11 protein-coding genes are annotated in these 11,708 nt (G+C 42.0%); 10 read left to right on the top strand and 1 reads right to left on the bottom strand.

Annotated features, from left to right (window positions below; translation table 11 throughout):
• Positions 1-131 precede the first annotated feature (131 nt).
• The 10 genes from pilM (at position 132) to ISG33_RS10205 (ending at position 11,530) form a co-directional block, all read left to right on the top strand.
• Complete coding sequence (gene pilM, locus ISG33_RS10250) at positions 132-1,196, top strand: type IV pilus assembly protein PilM (protein WP_195733495.1); 1,065 nt, start codon at positions 132-134, stop codon at positions 1,194-1,196.
• Entirely contained in the window at positions 1,184-1,771 is a 588-nt protein-coding gene (locus ISG33_RS10245) for a PilN domain-containing protein (protein ID WP_195733494.1), read from the top strand. Before pilM ends, ISG33_RS10245 begins: the two co-directional genes overlap by 13 nt.
• A complete protein-coding gene (locus ISG33_RS10240; protein WP_195733493.1) occupies positions 1,771-2,385 on the top strand; it encodes a type IV pilus inner membrane component PilO in 615 nt (204 codons plus the stop codon). Before ISG33_RS10245 ends, ISG33_RS10240 begins: the two co-directional genes overlap by 1 nt.
• Positions 2,385-2,930, top strand: coding sequence for a pilus assembly protein PilP (locus tag ISG33_RS10235; protein WP_195733776.1), 546 nt, complete (start codon positions 2,385-2,387; stop codon positions 2,928-2,930). Before ISG33_RS10240 ends, ISG33_RS10235 begins: the two co-directional genes overlap by 1 nt.
• The gene (locus ISG33_RS10230) at positions 2,923-4,683 is read left to right on the top strand and encodes a type IV pilus secretin PilQ (RefSeq protein ID WP_195733492.1); all 1,761 of its coding nucleotides are present in this window, start codon (positions 2,923-2,925) and stop codon (positions 4,681-4,683) included. The genes ISG33_RS10235 and ISG33_RS10230 overlap by 8 nt, the downstream gene beginning before the upstream one ends.
• A 303-nt stretch (positions 4,684-4,986) precedes the next feature.
• Positions 4,987-5,502 carry a shikimate kinase AroK gene (gene aroK, locus ISG33_RS10225; RefSeq protein WP_195733775.1) on the top strand — a complete coding sequence of 172 codons (516 nt, stop codon included), beginning with the start codon at positions 4,987-4,989 and terminating at the stop codon, positions 5,500-5,502.
• Between the two features lie 68 nt (positions 5,503-5,570).
• Positions 5,571-6,644, top strand: a complete 1,074-nt coding sequence (aroB, locus tag ISG33_RS10220) for a 3-dehydroquinate synthase (protein ID WP_195733491.1) — start codon at positions 5,571-5,573, stop codon at positions 6,642-6,644.
• A 43-nt stretch (positions 6,645-6,687) separates the two neighbouring features.
• A complete protein-coding gene (locus ISG33_RS10215; protein ID WP_195733490.1) occupies positions 6,688-8,082 on the top strand; it encodes an SPOR domain-containing protein in 1,395 nt (464 codons plus the stop codon).
• Positions 8,083-8,150: 68 nt separating this feature from the next.
• Complete coding sequence (locus ISG33_RS10210; RefSeq protein WP_229333529.1) at positions 8,151-8,981, top strand: Dam family site-specific DNA-(adenine-N6)-methyltransferase; 831 nt, start codon at positions 8,151-8,153, stop codon at positions 8,979-8,981.
• A 128-nt stretch (positions 8,982-9,109) separates the two neighbouring features.
• Positions 9,110-11,530: a putative bifunctional diguanylate cyclase/phosphodiesterase gene (locus ISG33_RS10205; RefSeq protein WP_195733489.1), complete on the top strand. Its 2,421-nt coding sequence runs from the start codon at positions 9,110-9,112 to the stop codon at positions 11,528-11,530.
• On the opposite strand, the gene ISG33_RS10200 is transcribed toward ISG33_RS10205, so the two are convergent.
• Complete coding sequence (locus ISG33_RS10200) at positions 11,502-11,705, bottom strand: DUF2970 domain-containing protein (protein ID WP_195733488.1); 204 nt, start codon at positions 11,703-11,705, stop codon at positions 11,502-11,504. The two genes, ISG33_RS10205 and ISG33_RS10200, sit on opposite strands and share 29 nt — an antisense overlap.
• Positions 11,706-11,708: the final 3 nt, after the last annotated feature.

Here is an 11,708-nt window from a genome sequence, read left to right as displayed (position 1 = left end):
TTTCACATTGGTTATTTTCAGGTAAAATACTCAATTTTTATACTTAGGTGTCGTTAACAGAACCATACGGGTTTAAAAAATCAGTATTATTTGTAACTATGATACTAGAACTTACGCAGAGCTACTATTGAATGAAATCGCTTTTTAAGAAAAAAGCCCAAAGTATTATCGGGTTAGACATCGGAACAAAATATATCAAGGCTATTAGCCTAGATGTTAGTGGATCTGTCGCCAAAGTAAATGCTTTCGCTTGCGAGCCAATCGCAGGCTCGGCCTTCAACGAGCGCGAGATCAAAGACTTCGACGCAGTAAGTAAGTCGTTGAAGAAGATTAAACACAATCTAAAAACAAAAAATAAGGATGTCGCGATAGCCGTTGCTGGCGCATCTGTTTTGTCAAAGGTTGTCTTCATGGATCCGAATCAGACGGATTTCGAACTGGAAAGCCAAATCGAAATCGAAGCTGATAGCTTAATCCCTTATCCACTTGAAGAAGTATACCTCGATTTTGAAGAATTGGGTGAAAGTAAATTGCATTCGGGTAAGGTTGAAGTACTATTAAGTGCTGCCCACAAGGACATGGTTGATAGTCGAATCACCCTCGTCCGTGAAGCGCCGTTTGAACCGAAAGTTATGGATATTGAAGGATACGCCTTGGGTAACTCCCTTGTGAATTTCGCAACGCACAGAAAAGACAAACCCACATGCTGCATCAGCGTAGGGGCAAGTCTGCTGCAAGTATGTTTTGTAGAAGATGGCGAGGTGATATACAGCAAAGAACACAACTTTGGCATGAACAAATTTGTGCAAGATTTAGCTGTTATCCATACTCTCGATATTCAAGAAGTTGAGAGTCAAATCGCCGAGGGTACAGCCCCAGAATCATGGTTCCGCGACACATTACCAATGTTTCTGTCGGCACTGCAGCAACAAATACAGCGTGCCTTACAAATGTACGTATCGACAACACACAAAGCACAACCTGAAAAAATTCTACTAGCAGGTGGAGCAGGTTCTTTGCCAAGTATTGTTGAAGACTTAACCAAGGACCTAGGCATAGAAGTCGAAGCCTTTAACCCGTTTTCCAATTTAACTGTGAGTGATGGCGTGGATGCTGAAAAGCTCAACAAATATGCTCCTCAGTTAGCAATTGCGATGGGTCTTGCAAGTAGGAGTTATTCGCAATGGCACATGTAAATCTATTACCCTGGCGTGAAGCACAACGTCAGCGTCACAAAAAACAATACGTAGCCTCGCTTGTTGTTATATCACTTGTCGTACTTGCCGTTTTCTGGCTGCTAAGCGAAGTGATTGAGCAACAAATACGTAATCAAAATTCAAGAAATAACTACCTTAACCAGCAAATCGAAGTGCTTGATAGGCAGATTCAACGTATCAGAGATATACGCGACACAAAAAGCCAAATTGCGCAGCGAATGGCACTTATCGAACAACTTCAGGTTAGTAAAAATGTGTCACCAATCATTTTTGACGAGCTAGCGCGAATTGTGCCCGCCGGCGTATCATTTGAAAAAATGTCGCGAAATGGCAATACTATTGAAATCATTGGCATAAGCGAATCAAACAATCGATTATCGTCGTTTATGCGCAACTTAGAACGTTCAGAAGTCTTTACTAGCGGCGTGCTTTCATCTATAACGGCTGACGTAAGCACCTCAAACGCAGTAAGTGATTTTAAATTAACCTTTTCAATCACACCGAAAGTTGCACCTAATGAAGAAACTGATTTGGCCCAAGGAGGGAATCGCTAATGGCTTTTGATTTTTCAAAATTAAAGGAAGTCAACGATTTAGACTTCGAACAGGTCGCCATCTGGCCTAAAGAAATTAAAACAGTTGTGGCAATTTTTTGTATAGTTGTGGTTAGTGCAATTTGCTATTACGCAATCATCAGTAGTAAATTACCGCAGCTTGACTCAGCAAAAAATAAAGAATCTGAACTGAGAAATGTGTTCGAATCAAAATATCGCATCGCCGTAAATCTAAACGCTTATGAAGAGCAATTAGTGCGGATTGAAAAGGATTTTTCATCGATGCTTAAGACCTTACCTACAAGCAATGAAACGCCTGGTCTTTTAGACGATATTACTTTTGTCGGAACTGATGCTGGACTATCATTCAAACTGCTTAATTGGCAGCAAGAGGACCCGAAGGAGTTTTACACGGAATTACCTATTCAACTAGAAGTTGCTGGAAATTATCATGAATTCGGACAATTTGCTTCGAACGTCGCCAATTTGCCGAGAATTGTTACTCTGCACGATTTTGATATCGTGAATAATCGGGGCGAATTAAGTTTAAAAATGCAGGCAAGAACCTACCGCTCCGCAGGCACTGACACTAAAACTGACGGGGAGGAGAAATGATGAAGAAATCCTTACTATTACTCCCTATTTGTTTAGGTTTGGGAGCCTGTAGCGCCCAAATAGACGACTTAATTGCATACACAGAAAGTGTCAAAGCAAATACAAATGTGAGCATTGAACCTTATCCAGAGTTCGTGCAATTAGACCCTGTCGATTATGAAGCTTCCGACTTGCGTAGCCCTTTTCAGAGGTTTCAGCAACGCAATGACGCTTCAGGTCCGGTTGAAGTCCAAACGGCAAATTGTTCGCAGCCAAACAGACAGAGACAAAAAGAAAAACTAGAGGCATATGGTATAGACGCTTTACAGATGACTGGAGTCTTCTCTATAGCAGGACAACAATATGCCCTTATTCAAGCCAATGATGGCAGTTTACACAAAGCGAAACGTGGTCAACACATTGGCCTGTTTTTCGGAAAAATTACTAACATAACGGAAAAAGAAGTGGTTATTGAAGAAATGATACCTGACGGTGCTGGTTGTTGGAAAACAAAAAACGCCACATTAACCATGTCATCAATAACTGGGGAAAACAACAATGTCTGATAAATATATTTTCAATAAGCGCTTAAATGGCAACAGACCAAACTGGCTCCTAGTTGTAGCATTTGTTTTAGCGGTTTTTAGCTTGGGCGCAGTTGCTCAGGAGCCAGCTAAGCTAGTCGACCTCGTCGACCCAGCCGGCGACAAGCTTTTGGAAAACACATCAACCCTAACAAGCATCGACTTCAACCGTTCAGCTACAACAGGCAATGTAATAATTGGTTTTGACAGGCGCAGCCCTGTCGCTAACGTAATAGAGGCAAAGGGGTCTGTTACACTCACGCTGAAGAAAACGGTACTTGCAGACGATCAGTATGTTGAAGTAGATGTGAGTCAATTTGGTACTGCGGTGAAAAGCATTGAAACCTTTCAAGACGCCGATACTGCTAAAGTCGAGATTGTTTACGATGGTGTGGTTAGGATTCGCAAGAGCGAAGAAGACAACACTATTACGCTTGCTGTTACCCCATTAACCAAAGACGAAGTTGAACAAACACAAGAGACTGCATACGAAGGGGAGCCAATATCACTTGATTTCCAAGACGTGCCAGTGCGCCAAGTTTTACAGATTATTGCTCAAGTTAATGGCTTTAACTTAGTTACGACTGACACCGTGGCGGGTAATGTGACGATCACACTCTCTGGTGTACCGTGGGACCAAGCACTTGACATGATCCTCAAGATTCGTGGTTTGGACAAAAGACTAGAAGGCAACATTTTGTTAGTCGCGCCTACCGAAGAACTGACTGCCCGTGAAACTCAGCAACTGCAATCAAAGCAGCAGGTGCAAGACTTAGCCGAGCTAAAAGCAGCTAACATCGAAATAAACTACGCAACCGCTGAAGACATCGCAACCATACTTAAAACGACAGATGGTGGTATTCTGTCAAGCCGTGGAACAGTGACGGTAGATAGCAGAACCAACACTCTTTTACTCCGTGATACTCAAGAGAGTATTGACGAAGCCAGGAAAGTAATAGATGCACTTGACGTACCGGTTAAACAAGTACTCATCGAGTCACGCATGGTAACCGTTCGTGACAACGTTGATGAGCAATTGGGCGTTCGTTGGGGCTTCACTGGATCGGGAAGCGATTCTAATACCTCAGGTTCTATAGTAGGTGCTGATACGGCGGGGCAAGGTCTTGTTCCTGATATTGGCGATCGGTTAAATGTCAACCTACCCGTTGCCAGTGCAGCAGGTACTATTGGTTTTCAAATTGCCAACTTGGTCGATGGCAACATCCTTGATCTTGAGCTAAGCGCATTAGAATCAGAAAATAAAGGGGAAATTATTGCTAGCCCACGTATTACTGTTGCCAACCAGCAGGAAGCATACATTGAGCAGGGTACAGAAATTCCCTTTGTACAAGCAACTTCAAGTGGCGCAACATCGGTGGAATTTAAGAAAGCGGTTCTTAGCCTAAAAGTCACTCCACAGATAACGCCTGATAATCGTATCATATTGAATCTGGTGGTTACTCAGGATACTCGCGGGGACACTGTTTCAACATCAACAGGGCCAGCGATTGCTATTGATACACAAGAAATTAGTACTCAAGTACTGGTTGAAAATGGTGAAACAATCGTACTCGGTGGCATATTCCAACAAGTTAGTACTAATGATGTATCGAAAGTGCCATTGTTGGGAGATTTGCCCTATGTTGGTAACTTGTTCAAGTCAACAACCGCAATTGAGCAGAAGCGTGAATTACTGATATTTGTAACGCCAAAAATCATTGAAGAATCGCTATAAGACGTAGAAATAAACCGCGCTTAAATCGCTTTTTATTGTAATTACGTAAAAGATATAGAGTGGAAGTATTACTTCCACTCTTTTTTGTTTTTGATATCCGGTTTTAAAGTGCTAATGCATAAGAAAGCTTGCATAACGCGCCAATTAATTGAGATAATCAGCACATAGATTTTCCAATGAGGAAATTATTCGTTCGCACTGATGGCATTCATTCTCCACTTCATCGGTGTGGTAGTTAAAGTTGGTAAAGAAAAAACAAATTACCAATTTCAATCATATATTAAAAATGTGAATTTATCAGACATGGCTGAAAAACGTAATATCTTCCTTGTGGGTCCTATGGGCGCTGGCAAGAGTACTATTGGAAGGCACCTCGCCGACGAACTACACTTAGACTTTTTTGATTCTGACCAAGAAATTGAGCGCAGAACTGGTGCTGACATCGCTTGGATATTTGATCTTGAGGGTGAGGATGGATTCAGAAAGAGAGAAGAAGGTATCATCAATGACCTCACCGACAAACAGGGAATAGTACTGGCAACAGGCGGAGGTTCCATCGTGTCGAAAGCAGTGAGGAATCGCCTTTCTGCTAGAGGGATAGTTGTGTACCTACAAACCACAATCGACAAGCAAGTTGCACGTACACAAAGAGACAAAAGACGTCCCCTACTACAAAACAACGATCCTGAGCAAGTGCTGCGTAGTTTGGCAGAAGAGCGCAATCCGCTTTATACCGAAGTGGCAGACTATGTTGTTGAAACTGACGACCAAAGTGCCAGAGCAGTTGCGAACCAAATCATTGGTAAAATCGGACTGTAGGTTTGTAGCTACAAATAGCAGCTGCATATTGCAGAAATACCTAGAACAAAAAGATAAGGAAGTTAACTATGCCCACATTACATCTCGATTTGGGTGAGCGAAGCTACCCTATATACATCGAAACTGGTTTGTTCTCGCAAACCAGTTTTTTGCTATCTGCGATAGCCGGAAAGCAGTGTGCGATAGTCACCAATGAGACTGTTGCCCCTTTATACCTCGAGAGCATCAAGGCGAATCTAAGAAACAACAACATAAGCACGTTCGATATTGTTTTGCCTGATGGTGAACAATATAAAACCCTAGCTTACCTGGAAAAGATACTGAGTTCACTGCTTGAAAATAGGGCTGCCCGCGATACTACTTTACTAGCCTTAGGTGGAGGCGTGATTGGTGATATGGGCGGGTTTGCAGCGTCATGTTACCAACGAGGCATACCCTTTATTCAGGTACCTACAACACTACTCTCTCAAGTTGACTCATCAGTAGGCGGCAAGACAGCCGTTAATCATCCCTTGGGCAAAAACATGATTGGCGCGTTCTATCAACCCAAGGCTGTTTTCATAGATACTAACTCACTGAGTACCTTACCAGATCGAGAATTTTCAGCAGGAATGGCCGAGGTAATAAAATATGGCATTATGTACGATGCTAATTTCTTTAACTGGTTAGAGCAAAACCTTGTCGCGCTGAAGAACAGAGACCCAGATGCACTTCGTTACATCATTACCCGATGCTGCGAAATAAAAGCGGAAGTCGTTAATCTGGATGAGAAGGAACATGGCGTGAGAGCACTACTCAACCTTGGTCATACATTCGGCCACGCCATTGAAGCGGAAAAAGGCTATGGTGTTTGGTTGCATGGTGAAGCTGTTGCAGCCGGAATGGTGCTGGCTGCAAAACTAGCGGCGATGCGCGAATGGCTCTCACCAAAAGATGTTTTGCGTATTGAAAATTTACTAAAGCAGTTTAATCTACCTATCACTGGGCCTGTAGAAATGAACAGTGAATGCTACATTAATCACATGAAACATGACAAAAAGGTACTTTCTGGCACAATGCGGTTTATCCTGCCAACGGCTGTAGGTTGTGCAAAGGTAGTAGATGACGTTAGCGAAAGCGAGCTCGAAACGCTTCTTGGCTAGTGACCTGCGACTAAACCAGCGACACTTTTAAGGGAACAAATTCTTGTCTGAACTACAAGAACGGCTGAAACATCTAATCAATTATTCCTCACAACTTATTTTCGTGAGTGGCGATACTATCGCCCAACAGCAGCGCTCCTTGGAAGAATTTTTGTCAATCCAACAGGAAAACACCGAGATTTCCTATTTCACTGCAGAGTTATCAATGGAATCTGCTGATTTCAGAAGAATCATTTGTAGACAGCTCATGGGCATAAAGCTAGGTAGCTTTAACAAACCGCTTAAAGAACTTTTGAAAAAATTGCACGAGCAGCAAGGCCCCTTTTTGCTTTGTATTAAGCAAGCTCAGATGCTACCAAATGGTTTTTTACAGGAACTTTGGGACTGGGTTTGTGACAGCAAAAAGCTCTCCGCCGAGCATCATGTTAATGTGATTTTATTCGGTGAAACGGCTTGGGCAGAAAAAGCTAAAAAGTGGTTACCTAAAAAGAACCGCAATCGCCCCATACTGCTCTCGTCGCAATCCGTTAGCGCCGAAACATCCTTCGACTTACAGGCCCTGGAAATTCTCTTATCTGATGACCGAGCATCACGTTTTAGCTACGCCAAATTTGACGATGCACCTCTCGTTTCGCAAAAGTGGTTCATTATTACAATATTGTTTCTACTTTTAGTGGTTTTTGTTGGCTTAATGACCTGGCAGTATCCCCAACAGGTAAAGCACTTTGTTAAAACCGGTGAATTAGAAATGAAGGAGAGCTTAGTTCAGGACGAACTTGCGGAAAAAAACCTAGCTTTAGACCAGCAAAATCAGTTATTGGAGCCTTCCGCCGCCCCTACAGCGCCTATTGAAAGCACTGATAGTGAACTTATTAGCCCTATCGCTAGCGATGAACTTGAAGATACTAGCAAACAAAGTACGGCGCCCATTGAACTTGTTAGTACTTGGGAGGATGCAAAAAAAGCGAGTGAGGATAAGGTGGAAGAACTACGTAGCGATTTTGCAGTACCTGACATTCTCAGTGTTGAGCAACTAGATGAACAACTCGGCGACGGTCTTTTAGCGCAAGAAGATACAATCGACAATTCCTCATCAGCAGATATGAGTGAAAGTCCGCAACAGGATAATAACTTTTCTTTCGATGAGACACGTATTTTGGGCTTATCTGAACCCGCCATATTACTTCAACTCTCAGGCATTAAAGACTTATCAGTACTCAACGAATTTATCGTCGACAATAATCTATCGGACTCAGTATGGGTATATGAAACTACTCGTTATGGGGGCTCTTGGCACGTTGTATTGCTAAATCAATCATTTGTAAGCATAGAAGAAGCAAGAGAGGAAGTTAGCAGATTACCAGCAACTATTCAAAACATGCAACCATTTGCAAAAGATCTACGGCAGGTCAAACAAGAAATTGGCAATAGGCAATAAGTCAGTGAATTCAGCATTTTTATGTTATCTTAGCGCATATCATTACACTCCAATTTGTTCTGGTTGCTGTGCAAAAAATAAAAAGAAATAGAGCCTTTCTAAAATGGGCCGGCGGTAAGTACTCGCTGCTAGATAAAATTATCCCAAGCTTGCCTAAAGCTGAACTGCTAATTGAGCCGTTTTTCGGCGCTGGCTCGGTATCACTGAATGCCGAATTCAATCAATATCAACTTAACGATATCAATACCGATTTAGTCTCTCTATACAATATAGTGCAACAGCAACCCATTGCATTTACTGAAGCTTTAGCGCCGATGTTTGTTGCGAGCACTAACTTGTCAGAATTTTATTATCAGAAACGAGCGGAGTTCAATAACACCACAGATCCGTTCAGGCGCGCAGTACTTTTTGTTTACTTGAATCGACACGGCTACAATGGTTTATGCAGGTATAATAGCAAGGGAGGCTTTAATGTCCCTTTTGGTCGATATGTAAAGCCGAAGCTACCCTCTCAAGAAATCCTTCAATTTGCTAAACGATTTAAAAACGCCTCATTCACTAATCTAAATTATAAAGAAAGTATGCTTCAAGCACCTGAAGAAACCGTTATATATTGCGATCCCCCTTACATACCAATCAGTAAGACTGCATCCTTCACTCAATACGCAGCAAATGGATTTACCATAGAAGATCAAAGGGAACTAGGTGATCTCGCGTCAAAACTGGTCAAAGAAAAAAAGCTAACTATTGTGATTAGCAACCATGACACTGCGCTTACTAGGGAGTTTTACAAAGATGCAAAAATAAAAAGCTTCAGCGCCAAACGCTTTATCAGTCAAAACGCATCAACGAGAAAACCCGTTAAAGAATTACTAGCGATATTCGATTCAAATAACTAGTTATTACATTTCACTATTTTCTGTCGCTGGTCGATAATATATATTACAGTAATTGAAGAATGCGATCTGACTAAAGATGCTTGTTTTAATACCGAACAACATTCAAATAAGGCTCTTCATCTAACATCATGATGCAAATCCGCGGCTTACTCTCAAAGACACTCGTGATGGTAACGCTAGTTGCTATAGTGTCGCTTGCTGCTTCTTATGGTTTTGTGACAGCGCAACAAGCAAAACGTTTTAGCGAACAAATTAATGAAATTAAATTCAGACATACTCGCACCACTAATTTACTTCTGAACAAACAACTAGAAGAACAAATACTCGCTTCGCAAGAATTGATTGCCCTCGGCAGTTTAAACACCATGTCGCCTCAGCAGGGCAGACTATATTTTCAAGAAACATGGGCGCGAATAAGAACCAGCTATAACCTATCGGGTTTGGCACTTAGCGAAGGTAAGCAGACTTTCCAACTTGGGAACTTTCCTAAGAAACAACTTATTGCACAGCAACAAGAGGCATTAATAAACCTAAGTCCACAATCGAGCATTGTTTGTCACCTCGAGTGTGAGCTTTCGTCGACGGTTCCTCTCGCATTTAACTCGCAACAATGGGCACTTACCTTGGTTGGCGATCTGGCACCGGCAATAGAACATTTGCACCAAATCATCGGTAGTGACATAGGTATACTATTACCCAACCAGCTTGCAGTAAATGACGACCTTAGCCTACTTCGCTATCCAACTGAATTGCTTACCAGCGCTGCCGCACTGGACCCTCTAAGGCGGCAAGAGTTAAGTCTTAGCCAGTTAGAACAATTAGAAGAACAAGGCTTAGAACTCGATACAAATAACGGAATTTTCTTCATTTGGTTTGATCAAATTGACAGCGTTGGTTATCCCCTAAAGCTAATATTTATAAGGGACATTACAAGCCTTATCGCTCAGCAAACACAACAAAAACAACAAATTATTATTATTTTTGTTGCGGTGACTCTTGGCATATTGCTCACCCTTATCACTTTTTCGATTATTCCAATTTCTCAAATCAATAAACTGCGTCGAGCCACCAAGCTTATTGCCAATAAAGAATATAATACTGCTCGTTTTCGTATTGGAAGAGTGAGAAAGCGCAGGTTTGGCGATGAACTCTATGAGCTAGAAGAAGAGTTTGTTAACGCGATAGACATGCTCGAAGGTTATGAGCATGAGCTAGATGTATCGCAAAAGCGCTTATTAAGGCAAGCCACTATCGATAGCACCACTGGGCTATATACTCGAAACGTACTGGTAGAAGACTTACAACGCATTAAGCTTAAGAAAACCGCCCACAACGTCGCTCTATTCTTCCTAGACCTAGATGGCTTTAAACCTGTCAACGATAACTTAGGGCATGAAGCAGGCGACATTATGCTAAAAAAGATTGGCTATCGGCTCAAGGGAGTATCAAATAAGCATATACGAGTATACAGAATCGGTGGCGATGAGTTTGTTATTGGTTTTTCTAACTATGAAAAACACGATGACCTTGTAAGTATGGCTGACTCAGTTGTGCAGTTGTTTGCTGCACCTTTTCATATCTATGAGACCAATATAACGATAAGCGCTAGTATCGGAATTGCCGTTGAGGATGCTGAGAATATCGATGCTGATCAACTGCTTCGCTTCGCTGATATAGCGATGTATCAAGCTAAAGAGGGAGGCAAAAATCGTTACCGCTTCTTCGATGAGTCAATGCATGCTCAAGTGCAATTGCGTTTTACCATCAAAAATGATTTCGTTTCCGCGCTTGCAGAGGGCCAACTTTTTCTCGTGTATCAGCCTATCGTCGATAGTCAAACGCGAATAGTGACTAAGTTGGAGGCCTTATGTCGTTGGCGTCATCCAGAGCTTGGCTTTATCGCTCCCCCCACGTTTATAGATGTCTTAGAAGAAAGCGAGAATATGAACCTGTTGTTTGAGTGGATTGTAGTGAACGTTATAACGGAAGTGCTCTATCTCGATAGCGTTGGCAAAAATGACATTGTTATCTCAGTCAACCTTAGTCCTTCACAGTTAGGCAACGACCGCGCTATCGAATACCTAGAAGAAAAACTAAAGGAGCATCGTGTTCATCCTAGTCGTATTGAACTTGAAATTACAGAAACCACCTTGGTTGCGAATTTTAATCAGGCCAAGAAGTGGATAGAAAACGCGACTGAGCTTGGCTTTCGTGTTGCTATTGATGATTTCGGCGCAGGCTACTCTTCGCTCTCTTACCTTACCGCATTTAATTACAATACGGTGAAACTAGATCGATCTCTATTAGATAAAATTGATGTCGATGATAGGCAACAAAGAATAGTTGGCTCGTTAACACAAATGATTCATAGTTTATCGGTGCCCATTGTGGCAGAAGGCGCAGAAACTGAAGAACAATTCGCCAAACTCAAAAGCCTCGGCTGCGATTATATTCAAGGCTACCTCATATCTAAGCCTATCGAGCATGAGCGTTTGGTAGACTATTTAGACAATGAAGCTGCTAATTTAGCAAATTTACCAGCAATATAAGCGATAACACAAACAGCAGAACAAGCACTACGCCTGTAATAATGAAAGGTAACGGTGAGGGCTCAGCAAAGTCTTCTTCATATTTTTTTTGCGACTGGACACCTAAGAAACTAGCAAGAACACTCTTCACAACCGATAAGATACTAGAAGTGCGTCTTAGCTTTGGCGAAGCCATTTC

Source organism: Marinibium conchae (assembly GCF_015595035.1).
GTDB lineage: Bacteria > Pseudomonadota > Gammaproteobacteria > Enterobacterales > Alteromonadaceae > Glaciecola.
Note: the sequence above shows the minus strand (reverse complement) of the source record. Positions and strands in the feature narration are given on the sequence as shown.

Bases quoted from the DNA above. Each gene is read 5' to 3' on its own strand.
- aroB (WP_195733491.1), top strand. From the start codon at position 5,571: ATGCCCACATTACATCTCGATTTGGGTGAGCGAAGCTACCCTATATAC.
- ISG33_RS10240 (WP_195733493.1), top strand. From the start codon at position 1,771: ATGGCTTTTGATTTTTCAAAATTAAAGGAAGTCAACGATTTAGACTTC.
- aroK (WP_195733775.1), top strand. From the start codon at position 4,987: ATGGCTGAAAAACGTAATATCTTCCTTGTGGGTCCTATGGGCGCTGGC.
- ISG33_RS10245 (WP_195733494.1), top strand. From the start codon at position 1,184: ATGGCACATGTAAATCTATTACCCTGGCGTGAAGCACAACGTCAGCGT.
- pilM (WP_195733495.1), top strand. From the start codon at position 132: ATGAAATCGCTTTTTAAGAAAAAAGCCCAAAGTATTATCGGGTTAGAC.
- ISG33_RS10205 (WP_195733489.1), top strand. From the start codon at position 9,110: ATGATGCAAATCCGCGGCTTACTCTCAAAGACACTCGTGATGGTAACG.
- ISG33_RS10235 (WP_195733776.1), top strand. From the start codon at position 2,385: ATGAAGAAATCCTTACTATTACTCCCTATTTGTTTAGGTTTGGGAGCC.
- ISG33_RS10230 (WP_195733492.1), top strand. From the start codon at position 2,923: ATGTCTGATAAATATATTTTCAATAAGCGCTTAAATGGCAACAGACCA.
- ISG33_RS10200 (WP_195733488.1), bottom strand. From the start codon at position 11,705: ATGGCTTCGCCAAAGCTAAGACGCACTTCTAGTATCTTATCGGTTGTG.